Here is a 19,319-nt window from a genome sequence, read left to right as displayed (position 1 = left end):
GAGTTGTCGATATGAGCACAACGACCGCATGGCATACGATTCGCGAGGCGTCGATGATTTCCGGGCTTCCGGAGTCCACGCTGCGCTACTACGAGCAGATCGGCATTATCGCTCCCATCACTCGCGACCCGAGTTCGGGGCATCGCGCCTAGGCCCTGCGTCTCGCTGCCAAAGCCGAATCCATTCGAATGCAGCAGGCGTACGTATCGTTCAAGACACTGTACTGGCGGGCTAAGGCTGAGGGGCGCGACGAGGAGGCGCAGCAGCTCATCGAAGAAAACCGGAACATCATCGAACAGGTGAAGCGCCTGCAAACCGACGTCAAACAATAAACGACAATAGACAGATATTCCCAACAAAGGAGTGATGGACATGACCGAAATGATGAAAGCCGCGATTTTCGTGGAGCCTGGCAAGATGGCCGTGGAAGAAGTGCCGAAGGCGACGCGTGAACAGGATGATGACATCGTGATCCGCGTGGTGCGCACGTGCGTGTGTGGCTCTGATTTGTGGTTCTTCCGTGGGCTGAGCGGACAGGCCGCGCACAGCCAGGTGGGTCACGAGTCCATCGGTGTGGTCGAAGAGGTTGGCGCGGCGGTCGAATCCGTTAAGCCAGGTGATTTCGTGGTCGTGCCATTCCCGTACAGCTGCGGCAAGTGCCCGGTATGCAAGGCCGGCTTCGAATCCGTGTGCCCGCACGGCGGCTACTTCTCCGCTTGTCAGGCTGAATACCTGCGTGTGCCCGAGGCGGACGGCACCGTGGTCAAGGTGCCCGGTTCACCGGAAGATTATTCCGATGAGCAGCTCGCATCGCTGCTGACCATTTCCGATGTGATGTCCACCGGTTATCACGCGGCGGCTTCTGCCGAGGTCAAGCCCGGTGACACCGCCGTGGTCATGGGCGATGGTGCAGTCGGCCTGTGCGGTGTGATTGCCGCTAAGATGCTCGGTGCGAAACGCATCATCGCCATGAGCCGTCACGAGGATCGCGCGGCGCTCGCCCGCGAATTTGGTGCGACTGATATCGTGCCCGAGCGCGGCCAAGAAGCTATTGACAAGGTGCTAGGAATGACCGGCGGTTACGGTGCCGACGCAGTTCTCGAATGCGTGGGCTCCAAGCAGTCCTTCGACACGGCGATTGGCCTGATTCGCCGCGGTGGCGTGATCGGCCGTGTGGGCCTGCCGCATGACGTGGAGATCAGCGCCGAAGGCACGTTCTACGGCAACATCGGCATCAAGGGCGGCCCGGCCCCCGTGCGCCACTACGACCTTGACTGCGGACTGCTCGACGCGGTGCTCAAGGGCGAAATCAACCCCGGCCGCGTGTTCACCGACGAATACGACCTCGACCATATCCAAGACGCCTACGAGGCGATGGACCAGCGCAAGGTCATCAAGGCGCTGATCCGGTTCTAGGGTTAGGTACGCAGCGAACGGTTCTCACCAAGAACCGTGTGAGCCATTCGCACAAAATCGCACAATCAAACAGGCCGACGGTGTGATGGGGGGTGTTCCTATGTTTTTGTCAACTCTGTAGGGCTGGCGTTTTGGTTTCCGGTTGGTTGTCGTGGGCGTGCTTCGCCCTGCCGGTGGCGTCCGGCGTCTTTTCCCGTGTGGCCCGGTTCAGGCGGCGAGGGCTGGTCCCTGGTAGAGGGCGCCGTTCTTGAGCATGCTGTAGATCACGTCGCATCGGCGTCGGGCGAGGCAGATGACGGCGGCGTTGTGGTGTTTGCCTTGTTCGCGTTTGCGTTTGTAATAGGCGATGGAGGGCGGGTGTTTGGTGCTGACGACGAACGAGGACTGCCATAGCGCGTTCTTGAGTCGTTTGTTGCCGCCCCTTGCCGGTCTCTCGCCCTTGATGCTGGTGCCGGACTGGCCGGTGACCGGTGCGATGCCGGCGTAGGCGGCCAGGTGGGCCGCGCTTTTGAAGTTGGCGATGTCGCCGCCGATGCCGAGCAGGATGTTACTTGCGGTCCTGACGCCTATCCCGGGCATCGACGCCGGGACCGTGAGAAGAGGGTGGTCCTCCAGGAGCTTCTCGACCTGGCGCCCGACCTCGCGCCGCCGGTCCTTGATGGCCTTGATGTCGCGGGCGATGGAGGGGATGATGGTCTCGGCCATGCCGGTGCCGGGCACGGTGACGGTCTGCTCGCCGATGGCCTTGAACATGTCGTCGATGATGCGGCCGGCGCGAAGCCCGTTGGACCCGGCCCAGTCCTTCACGTCCTCGATCCCGACCCGTTCCATGCCCGCGGGGCCGCCGTACCGTTCGAGCAGCGCGAGCGTCGCGTCGCGGGTGGCGCGTTCCCCTTTCAGGACGCGTTCGAACGTGGGGTGGGTCTGCAGGAGCAGGCTCCGCAGGCGGTTGACGTGGCGCGTGGATTCGTGGGCGAGGTCCTCGTCGTGGCCGGCGAGCATTCTCAGTGCGGCGAGGGTCTCGTCGTCGCTTCCCGCGTCCCTGAGCGTCTCGGGCAGTTTGAGCGCGGCCCACGCGATCACATGCGCGTCCCTGCGGTCGGTCTTCGCGTCCCCGGGCAACAGCTGTGCGGTCCTGCGCATGGCCGTGCCGGGCAGGTAGGCGACCGCGATCCCCATGTCCCGCGCCGCAGCCTCGCCGTCCAGGAATGGCGCGCCGCGATGGAGAACCACCCGCCCTTCCTCGATGACGGACGAGAAAGACACCCGGAGAATCTGTCCACGCACGACATGGAACGCCTCGTATCCGAAGCGTTCGCCATCGCCGCCAACCTCAACAGCGCGGCGGACGACGACGAATACCGGGCAGCGATGCGCGAGGGCCTGCACGCGTTCGACATGCTGCGCGAACGCTACGGGCTTACGTAGGACGGCCTGTGGATAACGGCCACGGACATGAACGAAAGCCAGAGGACGTTGATTCATTGTCCATAATGGGCGAGCTGTCTCCTCAGACGATTGAGCCGTGAAGCAGTCAGTCCAGTGGACTGTTTGTAGGCGAAGGTGAGACGGCAGTCGCGTAATGGGAATGTTGGACGTCGAGCCGTTCGTCGTTACAGGACGCTGGCACGCGGAGCGGCCTAGAGGGGGTGGCTCGTAGCGTGTCTCTTGCTCGTGCGCCCACTGTCGGGAACTGTTGCGATGAATGCGCGGAAGATAATCGGTGGTTGCTGGATCACCTCTCGGCTTGTGCAGCGGTCGCCGATTTCCATCTCTATTTACGCTGACAGCGGAGAGAAGGGCGTGAAATAAAGCCAATGCGTTGACGTGACTGTGGTGCCGTAGTAGTGTTTTTGAACATCGTTCAATTAATGTGCGGGACAGGGAGCTTGGATGCTTAAGTACGACAAACGCAAAGAGCAGATGATTGACATAGCTTCACGCATGCTTTTGGAGAAAGGGTATGAAGGCCTGTCCGTCCGGAGCATCATTCAGGAGGCTGACGCGTCGGGCCCCGGCCTGTTCTATTACTATTTCGCGTCAAAGCAGGATATCTACGAAGCGGCCATGCAGCACATCGTCAAGCAGCAGTTAGACCAGCGATGGAGCATCGTACGCGACGAAACACTCGATCCCGAACGGAAGATTGACCGTCTCATCGAATCAGTGGAATGCGACTTCAACAGGTATCGCAATCTTCTGGACCATGGTGATAACAAGCAGATTCTAGATACCATCAGCATGACCATGATGACGGAAGAGATTCCTATGGCGGAACACATCATTAACGAATTGCTGGAAAGGAAAGGCGTCGCGTCGCGTGAGGCCGCGGTGGATGTGCATGAGCTGTCATGCTTCATCGTATACGGGCTCAACGGCATACTGCGTGAGAAATTTGCGAATCCCGACACCATACCGGATACGCCGACCTTCCAGTCCATCAAGCGACTGCTAGTCGGGATCCTAAAGCTTATGCAAGGAGAAACACCATGTCGTTCATTGACGTCATCAATCTGACTAAACAATACAACAGCAATGACGTGCAGACTATGGCCTTGGATCATGTCAGCTTCTCCCTCGACGAGGGTGATTTCTGTGTGGTCCTTGGGCAGAGCGGCGCGGGAAAGTCCACGCTGCTCAACATGTTGGGCGGCATGGACTCACCCACATCAGGTTCCATCACAGTCGATGGCACTGATATATCCGACATGAGGGAACGCGCCTTGACACAGTATCGCCGCAACTCCATCGGCTTTGTGTTCCAATTCTATAACATCATCCCCAACCTCACCATTCTAGAAAATGTGGAAATGGTCGCACGCTTCGGCGGAAAGAATTTCGATCCGCAAGCCGTCCTCTCCGACGTTGGTCTCGGCGAGAAAATCCATGCCTTCCCACAAGAATTGTCCGGCGGCCAGCTCCAACGTGTGGCCATTGCGCGAGCCCTGTGCAAGAACCCGCAGCTGCTGCTGTGCGACGAACCTACAGGCGCGTTGGATTCCAAAACCGGACAGTCGGTCCTAAAACTTCTGATGCGGATGTCTCGCCAATACCGCAAAACCGTGATTGTGGTAACGCATAATTCATCGATTGTGCGAATCGCCGATGTGGTCGTCACCATCAAAGACGGCAAAACCGAATCCGTGCAGCGAAACAACAATCCGGAATCCATTACCCAAATCCAGTGGTAGGCGTCTTCTATGCTCAAGAAAATACTGAGGGATTGCAGAACCAACGCAATGTCCCTAAGCGCCATAGCAGTGCTCGTGTTCCTTACCCTATTCGTTTTCTCAGGACTGTTGTCTGCGGCCCACGGCATGAGCTACGAATTCGAACGATGGTCTATGCAAACCAACTTGGCCGATGCGTGGGTGAGCGTGCGATCCGCAGGTGCGACGCTCACCGATGAAGTCAACAATGCCAAGCACGTGTCGCATGCCGACGGATCGCTGATCGTCACCGCCTCGATGAAACGTAGCGGAGCGAACAAGCTGCTCACCGTCAACCTCAAAGACTCCAACGAAGTGTCCCGCCCACTCGTCAATGACGGCGAACAATTCGACACTAAGAAAAAGAACTCCATCTGGATTGACAAGAACTTCGCCGACGCCAATCACATCAGCACCGGGGATACAGTCACCATCAATGTAAACAAGTCCCCGATCGCATTGACTGTACGGGGCCTCATCGCCAGTCCGGAGTACATCGGCTACACCAGCCCAATGAACGACATGGTGGCGAATCACGACCACTACGGGTACGCATACACTAATCGTGCATCGCTGCCCGTGACTTTGGACCGCATCAACAGCATAGCGGTCAAAGCCGAACCTGGCTGCGATACCGGCTGCATCGCCCGTTCCGTTCGAGACACGCTAGGCAACGCAGCCGTCAGCGTGCAAGGCCGCGACGCCAGAACCGAGATTTCGAAGTTCCAAGCCAAAACCGCGAGCATGTATCGCATGTCGTACATGTTCTCCACGTTGATGATTGTATTGGTGACGCTGACCACCATCACCACTATCAGCCGACTGGTCAACAGCCAGCGCAGCTCATTGGGACTGATGAGAGCGCTGGGCATATCTCGCAGCGCCCTGATCTTCGGATATCAGATATATGCGATTATCGCAACGCTTCCCAGCGCCCTCCTCGGCCTGTTCCTCGGACCCGCGCTTCTGGGACGGCTGTTTCTGGACAAACAACGGTTCCTGTTCAATCTTCCCCATTGGCAGGTCCGCATCGACAACGCCAGCTGGCTCATGATGCTAGGCATCATCATCGTCAGCAGCATCGCCTCCATCATTCCAGCATTCCGCATCACCCGCCTGACGCCCGCCATGATCCTAGACACGAACACCATGCGCGGCGTCGGCACCATGCGATCAACACCGCGCAACCCGCGCCGCGACAGCCAACAACACTGGCAATGGCACTGGATCATGCGGGATAAATCACGTTCCATGGTCAAAGAAGGCATCTCCGTCGTGGCGATTATCGGCGCGACCGTTCTGGTGATGGCAAGCTTCGGTGTGCGTCTCTCGCTCACCGCCACCAACGATATGACATATGGCGACGTATTCCGCTACGGTCGGCAAATCCAGCTTGCCAACGGATATACCGACACAGATTACGACACAATCATGAGCGGCTTGCCGGATAACGCGCAAAGCCTCGAACAACTGCCCATCACTGTTACAACGGCGCATCACGAACAGTCATCCGTCATGTCCATCGCCACACCCGGCATATTCCTCACGGCACGTGACGACAAGCGCGAATCTATGCCAATCACTACGCAAACCGATGGTGCGTACATTTCTGAAGGACTGTCGAAAGCTCTCGGAGTCACCAGTGGCGACACTATTAGCGTCGACTCGGCCAGCATGTCAGAACCGGTCATCATGACCGTTATCGACATCGTGCGCGTCAGCAGCCCGCAAGGCATATACCTCAGTTCAGCATATTGGAAGAACCTCGGCGAAACGTTCCACCCCACCAGCATCATGGTCAATGGCCGCGTGCCCAGTTCCGTTGATAACCATCCGGCGGTGCAGCGGGTGGACTCCCTCGCATGGGACAAGGCGCAGGCCAACAAAGTGCTGGACACCTTCCAAAGCATCCTGACATTGCTGATGGTTTTCGCGGTACTGCTGGAATGGTTCATCCTGTACAGCATCGGCACACTGAACTACACCGAACGATACCGGGAATACGCAACCATGCGAGTGCTCGGCTTCCACATCAAGGAAATCCGGTCCATCATGCTCAAAGACAGCTTCGTCACTTGGATTCTGGGCACAACCCTCGGCATCCCCCTGGGCATAGGCTTCCTGAACGCATATGTGTCCGTCGCCGATTCCAAGGACGCGCAATTTTTCGCATATCTTCCCACACCATACATCGCGTTGTCGGCCCTGTTCGTGTTATGCAACATGCTGATTATCGAACTCGTCATCGCGAAACGAATCGCCAACATCGATCTCTCGTCCGCGCTGAAAAGCGTCGAATAGTAAGAAAAGAGGAATCTATGACTATAGGAATCAGCTCTGCAGGAATCTCCGTGCCAATCCGAAGATTGCCGGTGATCGACACCGTATCACAGTGGAATAACACATCGGCTGATCTAATCGTCAAACAATTCGGAACGGAATGCCGAACTTCTTTCGCAAAGTCATCAAGGCGCTGATCCGGTTCTAGGGTCAGGTACGCAGCGAACGGTTCTCACCAAGAACCGTGTGAGCCATTCGCACAAAATCGCACAATCAAACAGGCCTCCGGTGTGATGGGGGGGGGGATTGGGGGTGAGCCGATTCGGCTTGCGTCCTTATACCGTTGTTTTCGTGTAGAATCGGCTACCTCTATACTTCTGTTTTCGTGTAAAATAGCATATGTCCATACTGTTGTTTTCGTGTAATGAGGTGATTGCTCATGTTGAAGCGCAAGATGCTGGATAAGCTGATCGCATGGAAACAAAAAGCGGGTGGGCGTGAGTCGCTTCTCATCGAAGGCGCTCGCCGCGTGGGCAAAAGTACCATTGTCGAGGAATTCGGCCGCACTCAGTACAAGTCATATATTCTCATCGATTTCGCGCGTTTGCCGCGCGACGTTCGCGACATCTTCGAAAACCAGCGTGATGACTTTGACACATTTTTCATGCTGTTGTCTGCGTATTACCGCACAAGACTGTATGAGCGTGAATCGTTGATTATTTTCGACGAGGTACAGCGGTATCCGGCGGCGAGGGAGCTCGTCAAATATCTGGTTGCGGATGGCCGATATGACTATGTGGAAACTGGTTCGCTGATCTCCATCAAGAGGAATGTGGCGAATATCGTCATTCCCTCCGAGGAACGGAAAATGGATATGGGGCCGCTCGATTTTGAGGAGTTCTGCTGGGCTATGGGGGAGGAGCTGCTTGCTGAAACGATTCGTAAATCGTTCGAGCGTCTGGTCCCATTGCCCGATGCTCTGCATAAACGGGGGATGAGGCTGTGGCGCGAATATCTGCTGGTGGGCGGTATGCCGCAGGTGGTTGCCGATTATGTCGAGCAGCGCGATTTTGGCGAGGTGGATTTGATCAAGCGTGGCATCCTGCAGCTGTACAGTGATGATATCGGCAAGTTCGCCAATGGCGATGCCGGCCGTGTGCGGGGCATTTTCGCTCAGATTCCAGGGCAGCTGTCCAAGCATGAGAAACGATTCACTCTGGCATCGGTCGACAAGGGTGCTCGATCTCGTGAATACGATTCGGCGTTCTTCTGGTTGGAAGACGCCCGCTTGGTGAACCTGTGCCGTAATTCGACTGACCCTTTGGTGGGACTGGGATTGTACGAAGATAACGATTCATTCAAATGCTATATGGCGGATACCGGTTTGCTGGTGTCGCAGGCGTTTGCCGATCGAGAGACAACGCCGGATGATGTGTACCGGGATATTCTGTTCGATAAACTCTCGCTCAACGAAGGGATGCTGGTGGAGAATGCGGTGGCTCAGCAATTCCGGGCGAATGGGCGCAAACTGTATTTCTTCTCGCGCTCGGATAGAACGGATGCCACGAAAACCATGGAAATAGACTTCCTCATCGTTCGGGAATACGATAATGCCGCGATGAAGCCTCGCATCAGCCCGATTGAAGTGAAATCCACGAAACGATACGGCGTATCTTCGCTCGACAAATTCCGCAAAAGGTATGCCCAACGATTGGGCAAGGAATACGTTCTGCATCCCCGCCAACTCGAAGTGGATGGAGAACGCATCAAGCTGCCGCTGTATATGGCCCACTGTCTGTGACGCGAGAAGATGGATTGTGCCGAGTGCGCGGTTGAAACCCATGTTGATGAGTTCCGTCGGCTTGGTGTTGGCGGGACACGAGCCATGCTTCTATTTCAAGGCCGGACTAAAGTGCGCAAAAATTCGGGCGTTCGGGGGTGCGGATGTTTTTTTGGACGGTCAGGCGGCCAGTCCAAGACTTCTGCGGTATTGCACGGGGCTCATCCAGTCCAGTGACTTCTTGATCCTGGTTTCATTGTAGTGGGTCAGGTAGGCGGCCAGGCGTTCGCGGAACTCCTCGTAGCCCACGCCCCTCCAGTCCCGCCCGTAGAATAACTCGTTCTTGAGCCTGCCGAAGAACCCCTCGGCGGCCGCGTTGTCCGGGCTGCATCCCTTGGCGCTCATCGACCGGATCAGCCCGTGCTCCTCGCAGATGCGGATCCATTCGTCCCACCGGTAGTGGCAGCCGCGGTCGGAATGGATGATTGGATGTTCCCCGTCCCTGAGCGTGGCGACCGCGTCAAGGAGCATCCGGTTCGCCATGTCGGCGTTCGGGGAGCGCGACAAGGTCCAGGAGACCACCATCCCGTCGAAGCAGTCGACCACCGGGGAAAGCCAGCACTTGTACCCGTCCATGGTGAACTGGGTGACGTCCGTGACCCACAGCATGTTCGGCGCGTCGGCGTGGAAGTCCCGCTCCACGAGGTTCGCCGGGGCCTCGCCGATCTCGCCGGCGTAGGAGCTCCACCGCTTCGGCCGCTTCAGGTACACGGGCCGCATGGCCCCCTCGCGCATGATCCGCCTGACGACCTTCTCCGAGACGACGATCGGGTCGGACTCGTCAAGGCGCAGCATGCGGTGGATGGTCCGGTATCCCCATGCGCGCCCACCCTGCTCGAACAGGCCGGCGACGCGGGCCCGCAGCACGGCGTACCTGTCGCCCGCGGCGATCGCGCCGCGCTCGTAATAGTAGGTGCTGCGTTTCAGCCCCACGGCCTTCAGACAGGCCGCCAGGCCGAATTCACCCCTGATCGCGTCGACGACCCGCGTCCTCTCCCTGTTCGTCAGCATGGACGGGTCGAGGCGCGGGTCGTCGGCTTTTAAAACATCGATCGTCTCCCGCATCACCGCGTTCTCCAGCCGCAGGACCTCCACCTGCCGGCGCAGCTCCTCCACGTCATCGCCGGCCGCGGGCATCGGTTCGGCCGGCATCGGCGCGTTTCTCCTGTCCATCAGTCCCAGTATCCCCTCGCTCCGGTAGCGGCGCATCCACTGGTACACGCTCGTCGGCGTGCAACCCGCGTCGCGCGCCACGCGGGCGAGGGGCTCGCCCTCGAGCGCGCGTCTGGCCGCATTCGTCTTGCATTCCAGCGTATACGAACGCCTGCACGCGCCCGTGTAACGCGGGTCCTCGCGAACCCATTTCACCAGCGCGCCCTCGGACGGGTAACCAAGCTCGGCAATGACCTTCCTGATGGTCATGCCCTCCGTGAAATACAGGTCAACGGCCCTGCGCCGATCCTCCATCGAAAACATGCGGACTCCAATCCGGACGCCCAAGCGTCCAACTTTCCGTCCGCATCCCCTTCGGAATTCGACTGATCAGATGTTCGCCGATTTCAATACCATGGTCGAGGAACTGGGCGGCATCGAAACCATGAAAAACGACTTCGTCTCCAATGTGAGCCACGAAATCCGCAATCCTCTGGCCGCCATCAAGAATTACGCGACCATGATGCGTGACATGGATATGGACAAGGCCCAGCGCGAGGAATGCGTACGGACCATCATCTCCGCGTCCGAACGACTCAACGCGCTCGTGACCAACATCCTCAAACTCAACAAACTCGAAAGCCAGACCATCGTCTCCCAGGCCGTCGACTACGACCTGACCCGTCAGCTGACCGACGAGATCCTCACGCTCGACGACCTGTTCACCGAAAAGAACATCGATTTGGGCTGCGACCTGGAAGACCGTGCGATGGTGCACGCCGACCTTGGCATCACCACGCTCATCTGGAGCAATATCCTCGGCAACGCGCTCAAATACACCGAATCAGGCGGCCATGTGAGCTTCACACAGCGCTCGCACGGCAATATGGTGTCGGTGGAGATCAGCGATGACGGCTGCGACATGACCCCGGACGAAGCCGCCCACATGTTCGACAAGTTCTATCAGGGCGATACCTCGCACGCCGCACAAGGCAACGGCCTCGGCATGGCGATGGTCAAGCGCGCCGTGGACCTGAGCCGAGGATTCATCGACGTGACCAGCACCAAAGGCCAAGGCGCCACCATCATCGTGCGCTTGCCAGCAGCGCAGTAAGGCGCCATCAGCGAAGTTACTTGCGAATCCGGAATGGGGCCGCAGGCAGGCCGAAGGCGTTGAACAGCGGTGCCGGGCCCCAACTGAACCAGCCGTAACGTGCGCAGATCGGATGCGATACCGCGTTGGCATGAAGCACCACGGTATCGGCCTCGATCCGTGCGTCCGCACGGTGATAGATGCCGTCCGATCCAGCGATTTCGAAGCCGGAAGCCGCCGCGTCGCATCGATTCACGGTCCACAAGGGTTCTGTTTCCCCGGATCCAGACGAGTGAACTGCCGATAGGTGCCCGGCGTCGTCGCTCCCAGACCACGGTCCGAAATGCAGGCCGTCGGCGTTGCCAAAGCGCACCTGCAGCTCATCGGCCGTTTCGCCAGCGGATGCCAACGAAACGAATACGGGACCATCGGCGCGGACGGGAAGCCCGTAGACATGGGCTTCGGCTTGCAACGCGATGCGCTCGCCAACCGGACGTTTGTCGGTCGGATGGATGTTGTTGAACTCGCCGGTGTCGAACGTGACCGCCAGATACACGTCGGGAATGATACGTGCTGCATCGGCTTGTGCTTCGCGAATATGAGGCCAGAACATGCGATCAATGTCACTGTTGTATTCCTTCTGATCGATCCAACGTGGCAATTGCACGATGATGAACGGCAGTTCCGCCTCGTTTCCGACCGTTGCGGTAGGCGTGTCGGCGATTGGTTCGGCACCGTGGCCGCGCGCGGCATCATCGGCGACGATCCGTCCCACATTGTAGCTATCACTGAAATCGCCGCCTGCGCGCCGGCTCCACAACGCCCGCCATTCACCGATCATGCAACCCAGCAGTTCGCGATACGAGGCGTACCGCTGCTCGTCCTCTTCGCCTTGATACCACAGCACGCCGCGCGTGGAGAACGGGGCCAACCGGCGCACCATCGCGTTGAATGCGCCGGTGACGTGATATTGGGAGAACGGGGTGACGGGCGGCGGCCACGGGCACTCGCCGTACCGGGCGTCGAGCACATCCCACGTGATGTCCGGTTCTGCAGCCTGTGCGGCGGCGATCTGCTCATTCCACGCATTAAAGGTGCGTTGCCAGGAGTCGGTTTCGTCGTGGAACTGCTGATCGGTTTTGCCGTCGATTTGCTGATGGTAGCGGTCAAGATAGCCGCGCCCGGCCTCGGTGGCGGTGAGCATGTGCTCGCTCATCCACGAGGTGATCGACGTACCGCCGATATAGCAATCGACGATACCGACCGGTACGTCGGGTCCCAGGTCCCGCCGTAGTTTGCGTGCGAAATAATAGGCGATTGCGGACATCGTGCTGCAGGAATCGGGGGAGCAGGGTCGCCAGGCCGACTGGTTCTCGGCCGCGATAAGTTCGCTGTCCACCACGCCGAACTTGGGCACATTGAAGAAGCGCAGCAGCGGATCATCGGATGCGGCGATGGCCGAATCCGCATCACGGTCGTTGTGCAGTTCGAATTCGATGTTGCTTTGCCCGCTGGCAATCCATACTTCGCCGACCATGACGTTAAAGTACTTAAGCGTTACGCTGGTGCGGTCGGAGATGGTCAGCGTGTACGGTCCACCGGCTTCCAGTGGCGGTAGCGTAACCATCCAGGTGCCGTCCGGGGTGATCGATCCGATGGTGCTGACACTGTCCGTGATGGAGTGCGATGATTGACGGCGAATCAGTGCGCTGCCATCTGCCGTGCTCAGCACGGTCACGACGGGCCGTCCAGGCGTGCCGGTGCCGAACAATACGATTGGCTTGCCGCGTTGTAGCACCATGTCATGGGAGAAGATGGCGGAAGGCCGAAACTCGGCGGTGCCGATTGGCTTGTTCCGTGCGGCTTCGGCTGCGCTTTCGTCCACGCCGCTGGCGTTGGCGCCGGGTGCTGGGCCGGTGGCCGTCTGTGGTGATGCGCTCATGTGAGTTCCTCTCTTTTGATGGTAAGCGGCGGGTCCCGATGGGTTGCCTACGGTGGTCAGTCCCAAATCGCAGGGCCGAGGGATTCGATGAAGGTGGTGAGCTCGTCCGCCATCTCCTGATGTTCGGTGATGCGCGGGTGGCCGGGCGTGGCTGAACCGTTGCGCGAATACAGGAAGTGGTGCACCTTCGGATCCGGGGCGATGCCGTTGTTGCGGTCACCGGTTGAGACAACACGCACGGCGTCATCAATTGCCTGATCCCAACTGGCGTCATGCTGCAGTACGGTGGTGGCGCAGATGATGGTGGCTTGGAGATACTTGCCTCGTAACGTTCGCAGGAAATCGACGTATCGCGCCCGCCATTGGACCGACTGCTCGCCCTGATAGTCCGCTGCCATGAAATCGACTGGATGCGCGTCGTTCTGTCCGAGCGCCACAACAACGACCTGCGGGGTGTAGCGTGAGAAATCCCATGGCTTGGTCTCGCCGAGGAACGGGTTGTATTCGATGCGGTCCCAGATGCTTTCCATACCCACGTAATCCGGTCCGCAGAACCAGCCGATGCCGTCCAGCAGCGAAGCGCCGCCTTGGGCCACGATGTTCGCTGACGCTCCGAGATTGCGCGCGGTGATGGCCGCATAGGAATACCACGAATTGCTGTAGGGGCTCAGATCCGTATCCGGATCGGCCTTGCCGGTGTACAGCGCGGCTTCGTTGCGTTCGCCGCACGATACGGAGTCGCCGTATACCTCGATGCGCCGGATGGGAGCAGGTATGGCCGGCGGCAACACCCGGGCCTGATCGTCAATGAGAAAGCCGGTAATCTCCAGATAGTGCTCGCCATCCTGACGCTTATAGACCACCACCTCATGTTCGATGTCCGGCAGATGCTCGGCGAGCATCACGGTGGTTTCTGCGTCATTCTCGGTGATGCGCGCCCGATAAGGCACGCCATCGATCACCGCGCCGAGCGTGCTGTCGCCATAGTTATGGCGATTGATCAGTCGGACACCCACCGAAGTGCCGGTGCAGCGGAACGTGGCCTGCGTGTAGGGGAACACCCATACCGGGCGGTCCGGGACGTCGATATCGATGCGGCCCATGGTCCTAATCACGGGGTTGTTGGGAGTGATCTGCTGCATGCTACTTCCTTGCTTGGTGCGGGTCTTAGCGGAAAGGTGCCGTCTGGCAGGCGTTGGCGTGGGAAGAGAACGAGTCCGTTCTCCTCGACATGGTTCCAGAACCGTACACAACACAGCGACTTAACCGCTTCAGATTTCATGGTACACTATTGCCCAACGATCCGAGATATGCAAGACCCGCGTATCGCGGACACGGTGAGAGCCCGACGTATAACCCATATTCCCTCGCTGTGGAGGGTAATCCTCCACACCGATGATGGCCAGACAAAGGAGCAATATGACCATGACATTTCCCGAAGGATTCCAGTTTGGTACGGCCACGGCCTCGTATCAGATCGAAGGCGGCGCCACCGAGGGCGGCCGCGCGCCATCGATTTGGGACACGTTCTCCCACACGCCCGGCAAAACCGTGAACGGCGATACCGGTGATGTGGCCTGTGATTCCTACCATTTGTGGCAGAAGGACATCGATTTGCTCGCCGATCTGGGCGTGGACTCCTACCGTCTGTCTGTGGCCATGCCGCGTGTGATGCCGACCGAGGACGGCCCGGTCAACGAGGAGGGCCTTGACTACTACGAGCGCGTGGTCGACGCGTTGCTCGACAAGGGCATCAAGCCCACGGTCACGCTCTACCACTGGGATCTGCCGCAGTACCTCGGCGATGGGAACGGTTGGCTCAACCGCGACACCGCCTACAAACTGGCCGACTATGCGCGCATCGTGGCTCACCGTCTGGGCGACCGCGTCGAAACCTACACCACGTTGAACGAGCCGTGGTGCTCCTCCTACCTGAGCTACGGCGCCACCGAGCACGCACCCGGTCTGGGCCTTGGTCCCGGTGCCTTCCCGGCCGTGCATCATCTGAATCTGGCTCATGGTCTGATGGCCCAGGCGGTGCGTAGCGAGGTCGGCGACAGGTCGCAGCTGTCGGTCACGCTGAACCTGCAGTTCAACCGTGGCGACGCCGACGCCGTGCACCGTCTCGACCTGATCGGCAACCGCGTGTGGCTCGACCCGATGCTGCGCGGCTACTACCCGAACGAGCTGTTCGCCATCACCAAGGGCATCTGCGATTGGGAGTTCGTCAAGGACGGCGACCTCGAACAGATCCATCAGCCGCTGGACGTGCTCGGCATCAACTACTATTCCTCCGGCTTGGTCACGATGAGCGGACGCCCGCAGTTCCCGCAGTCCACGGGCCCGAGCACCGCGCCTGGTGCCAGCGACGTCGACTGGCTGCCGACGCCCGGCGAGCACACCGACATGGGCTGGAACATCGATCCGAAGGGCCTATATGACCTGCTGATGCGCGTGCATAACGATTATCCAGAGATTCCGCTGATGGTCACCGAAAACGGCATCGCGGTCGAGGGCGGCGACCGGGTCGTCACCGAGGCGGATGGCACCAAGGCCGTGCACGACCCCAAGCGCATCGACTACCTGAAGCGGCACTTCGAGGCCGCACTCAAGGCTATCGAGGACGGCGTGGATTTGCGCGGCTACTTCGTGTGGTCCATCGCACCAGCTGCCAAGCAGTCCGGCTACTGACCGGGCGTTCCGGTTTCGACTTGTCTTATCGGCATACTTCCTTTTTTTCAGTCTCTATAAGACGCCTATAATAAATGGGGCCACCGTTCGCGTTGAATGGTGGCCTCACTGGTTGCTATGGAGAGGGTTACTTCTTGGCCTGAGTGAGCTGTGTGGAAAGAGCGATAAGCAGCGAGGCAGGCACTATGGCGATGACGGCGTACAAGGAGGCCATGAATTCGGGGAAGCTGTATAAGGTGATGGAATTCACCGAGCGGGACCCGCATTACCGGGAGTATCTCCAGCAGATAGAGGAGTACAACCGGCTCGGCTATTCCCCGGAAGCGGAGACGGCAAAGCAAATAATATTGCGCAGCCTGTTTGCGGAAGTCGACGATGGTGCGTATATCCAGGCACCGTATCACGCGATGTGGGGCGGGCATCACGTCCATTTGGGCCGCAACGTGTGGATCGCGTCCAACGTCACTGTTCTGCCGGGGCGCATATCGGGGACAATGCGATCATCGGCGCGGGCTCCATCGTCACGAAGGACGTTCCGGCGAACGTCATCGCCATGGGAAGCCCGGCGAAGATCGTTCGGGAGATAACGCCGGACGACGATGTCCATTACGATCACGGCCAATCGATAGCCGACAACATCGTTACGCTGGATCAGCTGCAACAGTGGGAATAACGTAATCGACGTATGGGTGCACAGGCAATGAGCCGGTCTGAACATTTCGCCTCCGTGCGGGCCGGCTCGTATGAGCTTGGGCTACAGTCTCACATCATGTCGGCTTGACGTGGCGGGCCATTGACGAGGCAGGATAATGCGGCGATGCGGGAGATGAACGCGCGAATCACCGGGGTGGCGTCGAGCGGGTAGAGCAGTCCGTAGTGCATGACGACCGGTTCGGGCCAGTCCACGGCCACGTTGACGAGCTGCGGGTGAATGCCGGCCCACATCGGTTTGGAGATGAGCAGGTCGCCGGATTCGGCGCAGTCGTTGAACGTGTCGAGGTCGTAATGGTCGATGTCGATCAGATCGATGGCCGGATATTGTTCCAGCAGGTCCCGGGCCGTGTCGTTGGCGCCGCGATGGCGTTTGAGGATGCGGATGCGTGTGCCTTCGAGGTCTTTCAATGTGAGTAGTGCATGTCTCGCCAGTGCGTGATTGCGTGGCACGGCCACGCATAGTGGCTCGGAATCGAGGGCGAGGGTGTTGCAGGTGTCGTTCCAATAGCCGGTGTCGAAGGCCGTGGATATCAGATCGACGTCTGGTTCCGCCTCCAGGGATCGGCCGGTTGGATGAGGTTACGCCGTCTTGCGAGCCGTCGAACGATCAGGGCCAAAGGTAAAGAAATTCGGTATTCTTGCAAGGCTTTTTGGGTTATCCCGCGGACATGGGTAGACTGGCATGCGGTAGGAGAGATACTCGCTGAAAGGTGCATGCCAGCTCATGGGAACGGGTGACCAGCCGGAAAAGACCAACAACTAAACCAGCGATTGCTGTCGGCTGGCCGGTAATAGCCGTAACTGCAGCGGACGTTCCCCGCTGCAGGTGACATGCATCGCCGGAGGGCAGCTGCAAGTCCAGGTACCGGTCCGCGGCCACCCCAGTCAGCCGCGCTGACAACCCCCGGCATCATACGCGATGTGCACGTCGTGCACTGCTACGTGCCGTCCGCCGGGCTACCCGTCCAGCGAAAGCGTAAACGGTCAGCCAGCCAGTATCGATACATGTCATAACGTAAGGAAGTAGCCCATGCCATCACACGCACGCACGGTCACCAGGACAACCCATCGCGTTCGCAACGCGCTGCTCGTCGTGCTGCTGTTGCTGGTCGTGTGCGCCGCGGCGGCCGGCTTCAGCGGATTCAAACTGTACAAGTCGGCGATGAGCGCCAAAGCGCACCTCAACAATGTCGTCAACGCGGCCAAGGTCATCAAGGACGGTTCCACCGACGACATGGTCAAGGCGCTGTCCGACGTGAGCTACATCCAGAAGGAGGCGGCCGCCGCCAAGCAGGATGTCAGCGGCGGTCTGTGGACGCTGGCGGAGAAGATGCCCGTGGTCGGTGGTGACGTGAAGACGGCGCGCACCGCCATCGGTACCATCGAGGACTTCGCGCAGACCACGCTGCCCCAGCTGGGCAAGGTCGTCACCACACTGACCGGTGCCAGCCTCTCCAGTGGCGATGGGCAGCTCAACATGGAGCCGATCATCGCCGCGGCGCAGCAGCTTGCCACGGTCGACCAGTCCGTGCAATCGCAGGCCAGGACGATCCAGGATCTTCCCGACGCCAAACTCGGCGTGGTGAACAACGCGCTGCAGAACGGCAAGACGCAGATGGCCGCCCTGGCGCAGGTGACCGAAAACCTGAGCGGCATGCTCAACATGCTGCCGAACTTCCTCGGTGCGAACGGCGCCCGCAACTACGTGCTGCTGGCCCAGACGAATTCCGAGATCCGCGGAACCGGCGGCCTGATCGGTTCGGCCGGTTCCTTCAGCGCGGACAACGGCAAGATCGCGGTGGGGGAGTTCCACGCGGATGCCGAGTTCCCCTCCAACGCCGCGTTGGATGACGTCAACCAGGACGGTGACGGCACGCTGTACAGCGGACTGTACTTCGGTCAAGTCATCCATAATCTTTCGTCTACGCCGGACTTCCCGCGCGTCGCGTCCATGGCCCAGAAGTTCTGGCAGGCGGCTCCGTTCGGCGGATCGTCCGACGGCGTGATGTCGCTCGACCCCGTCGCGCTGCAGGCGATGATCGGCGCCACCGGCGACGTGACCCTGTCCGACGGGCGCGTGCTCAACGGGTCGAACACCGCCGAATTCCTGCTCAACGGCGCCTACAAGGAACTGACGCCCTCCGCTCAGGACCGGTACTTCAGCGAGACCGCCGCCCAGGCGGTCGCCCACCTGTTCAGCGACATGAACACGCAGAAGCTCATGACCGTCGCCAAGACGATGCTCCGGATGGCCGAGCAGCGGCACCTGTACTTCTGGTCGTTCCACGAGGAGGATCAGGCGGTGCTGCGCAGCGCCGGCGTCACCGGCGAGATCACCAACGACGCGAAGAACCCGGTGACCGGCGTCTACTTCAACGAGATGCAGGCCTCGAAGATGGACTGGTACATCCAGCGCAAGTCGACGGTGAAGAGGACCGGCGACAACACCTACCACGTTACGTATTCGTTCACCAACACCCTGCAGCCGGGCGAGGCCGGATCCCTGCCAGAATACATCACGGCGAACGCCAAGGGAGGCGTGGCGGTGAACCGCGTGGTCATCTACACGCCGGCCGGAGGCGAGGTCAGCAACGTGTCGGCGTCGAACGGCAGTTCCTTCGCACAGGTGCAGGCCAAGGACCATATGACCTACATGGACGACATCTCCCTGGCGCCTCAGGACACGGTGACCATCGAATACGACGTGACCACCGCGGCCGGCTCGGCCAACCTCAAACTGGATCAGACGCCGACCATCGGCGACCCCGCGATCACGTACGAGTATTGATCGGTATTGATCTGTGGGTGTGATCTTGGGATTGTGTGCCCTTATGAAAGCGCGCCGCCGACTCCTCTCGGAACCGGTGACGTGCTTCCGGACGACGATGTCCATTACGATCACGGCAGATCGATAGCCGACAATATCGTCACGCTGGTTCAGCTAGTTCGAATTGCAGGTGGCGGACGGTGCCCAAGACGAAA

General features: G+C 59.5%; 13 protein-coding genes and 4 pseudogenes. 11 read left to right on the top strand and 6 right to left on the bottom strand.

What is annotated here, in order from left to right; genetic code table 11:
• Positions 1–11: 11 nt before the first annotated feature.
• Positions 12–332 (top strand): annotated as a pseudogene (locus BLIJ_RS15080) (MerR family DNA-binding transcriptional regulator).
• Between the two features lie 40 nt (positions 333–372).
• On the top strand, positions 373–1,416 hold the full coding sequence (locus BLIJ_RS09955) for a zinc-dependent alcohol dehydrogenase family protein (protein WP_012578198.1): 1,044 nt from the start codon (positions 373–375) through the stop codon (positions 1,414–1,416).
• Between the two features lie 207 nt (positions 1,417–1,623).
• Here BLIJ_RS09955 and BLIJ_RS09950 read toward each other — a convergent pair.
• A pseudogene (locus BLIJ_RS09950) lies at positions 1,624–2,604 on the bottom strand (IS110 family RNA-guided transposase); the annotation flags it as partial.
• On the opposite strand from BLIJ_RS09950, the pseudogene BLIJ_RS14855 reads away from it, so the two are divergent.
• The 5 genes and pseudogenes from BLIJ_RS14855 to BLIJ_RS09930 form a co-directional block, all read left to right on the top strand.
• A pseudogene (locus BLIJ_RS14855) lies at positions 2,605–2,844 on the top strand (relaxase); the annotation flags it as partial.
• 465 nt (positions 2,845–3,309) lie between these two features.
• Entirely contained in the window at positions 3,310–3,933 is a 624-nt protein-coding gene (locus tag BLIJ_RS09945; RefSeq protein ID WP_012578196.1) for a TetR/AcrR family transcriptional regulator, read from the top strand.
• A complete protein-coding gene (locus BLIJ_RS09940; protein WP_012578195.1) occupies positions 3,906–4,607 on the top strand; it encodes an ABC transporter ATP-binding protein in 702 nt (233 codons plus the stop codon). The genes BLIJ_RS09945 and BLIJ_RS09940 overlap by 28 nt, the downstream gene beginning before the upstream one ends.
• Positions 4,608–4,616: 9 nt before the next feature.
• Positions 4,617–6,926: an ABC transporter permease gene (locus BLIJ_RS09935; RefSeq protein ID WP_012578194.1), complete on the top strand. Its 2,310-nt coding sequence runs from the start codon at positions 4,617–4,619 to the stop codon at positions 6,924–6,926.
• A gap of 418 nt (positions 6,927–7,344) precedes the next feature.
• Complete coding sequence (locus BLIJ_RS09930; protein WP_012578193.1) at positions 7,345–8,706, top strand: ATP-binding protein; 1,362 nt, start codon at positions 7,345–7,347, stop codon at positions 8,704–8,706.
• Positions 8,707–8,865: 159 nt separating this feature from the next.
• On the opposite strand, the gene BLIJ_RS09925 is transcribed toward BLIJ_RS09930, so the two are convergent.
• The gene (locus BLIJ_RS09925) at positions 8,866–10,221 is read right to left on the bottom strand and encodes an IS3-like element ISBlo11 family transposase (protein WP_012576493.1); all 1,356 of its coding nucleotides are present in this window, start codon (positions 10,219–10,221) and stop codon (positions 8,866–8,868) included.
• Positions 10,222–10,291: 70 nt separating this feature from the next.
• Here BLIJ_RS09925 and BLIJ_RS09920 point away from each other — a divergent pair, with 70 nt between their 5' ends.
• Entirely contained in the window at positions 10,292–11,011 is a 720-nt protein-coding gene (locus BLIJ_RS09920) for a sensor histidine kinase (protein ID WP_012578192.1), read from the top strand.
• Between the two features lie 16 nt (positions 11,012–11,027).
• Here the strand turns inward: BLIJ_RS09920 and BLIJ_RS09915 are convergent, their stop codons facing one another.
• Positions 11,028–12,932 (bottom strand): sialate O-acetylesterase family protein, encoded by a 1,905-nt coding sequence (locus tag BLIJ_RS09915; RefSeq protein ID WP_012578191.1) that lies wholly within the window; start codon positions 12,930–12,932, stop codon positions 11,028–11,030.
• A 56-nt stretch (positions 12,933–12,988) separates the two neighbouring features.
• Entirely contained in the window at positions 12,989–14,074 is a 1,086-nt protein-coding gene (locus BLIJ_RS09910; protein ID WP_012578190.1) for an SGNH/GDSL hydrolase family protein, read from the bottom strand.
• Positions 14,075–14,351: 277 nt separating this feature from the next.
• Here BLIJ_RS09910 and BLIJ_RS09905 point away from each other — a divergent pair, with 277 nt between their 5' ends.
• A complete protein-coding gene (locus tag BLIJ_RS09905) occupies positions 14,352–15,623 on the top strand; it encodes a glycoside hydrolase family 1 protein (RefSeq protein ID WP_012578189.1) in 1,272 nt (423 codons plus the stop codon).
• A gap of 127 nt (positions 15,624–15,750) precedes the next feature.
• On the opposite strand, the gene BLIJ_RS15205 is transcribed toward BLIJ_RS09905, so the two are convergent.
• Positions 15,751–15,873 carry a hypothetical protein gene (locus tag BLIJ_RS15205; RefSeq protein ID WP_256756167.1) on the bottom strand — a complete coding sequence of 41 codons (123 nt, stop codon included), beginning with the start codon at positions 15,871–15,873 and terminating at the stop codon, positions 15,751–15,753.
• A gap of 181 nt (positions 15,874–16,054) precedes the next feature.
• Here BLIJ_RS15205 and BLIJ_RS15385 point away from each other — a divergent pair.
• Positions 16,055–16,168: pseudogene (locus BLIJ_RS15385) on the top strand (DapH/DapD/GlmU-related protein); the annotation flags it as partial.
• Positions 16,169–16,385: 217 nt separating this feature from the next.
• Here BLIJ_RS15385 and BLIJ_RS09895 read toward each other — a convergent pair.
• The gene (locus tag BLIJ_RS09895) at positions 16,386–16,868 is read right to left on the bottom strand and encodes a LysR substrate-binding domain-containing protein (protein WP_256756166.1); all 483 of its coding nucleotides are present in this window, start codon (positions 16,866–16,868) and stop codon (positions 16,386–16,388) included.
• Between the two features lie 499 nt (positions 16,869–17,367).
• Here BLIJ_RS09895 and BLIJ_RS09890 point away from each other — a divergent pair, with 499 nt between their 5' ends.
• Positions 17,368–19,125, top strand: coding sequence for a DUF4012 domain-containing protein (locus tag BLIJ_RS09890; RefSeq protein ID WP_012578187.1), 1,758 nt, complete (start codon positions 17,368–17,370; stop codon positions 19,123–19,125).
• Positions 19,126–19,319 lie beyond the last annotated feature (194 nt).

Source organism: Bifidobacterium longum subsp. infantis ATCC 15697 = JCM 1222 = DSM 20088, assembly GCF_000269965.1.
GTDB lineage: Bacteria > Actinomycetota > Actinomycetes > Actinomycetales > Bifidobacteriaceae > Bifidobacterium > Bifidobacterium infantis.
The sequence above is the reverse complement of the archived record's forward strand: the minus strand, read 5'-3'. Positions and strand labels throughout refer to the sequence as shown.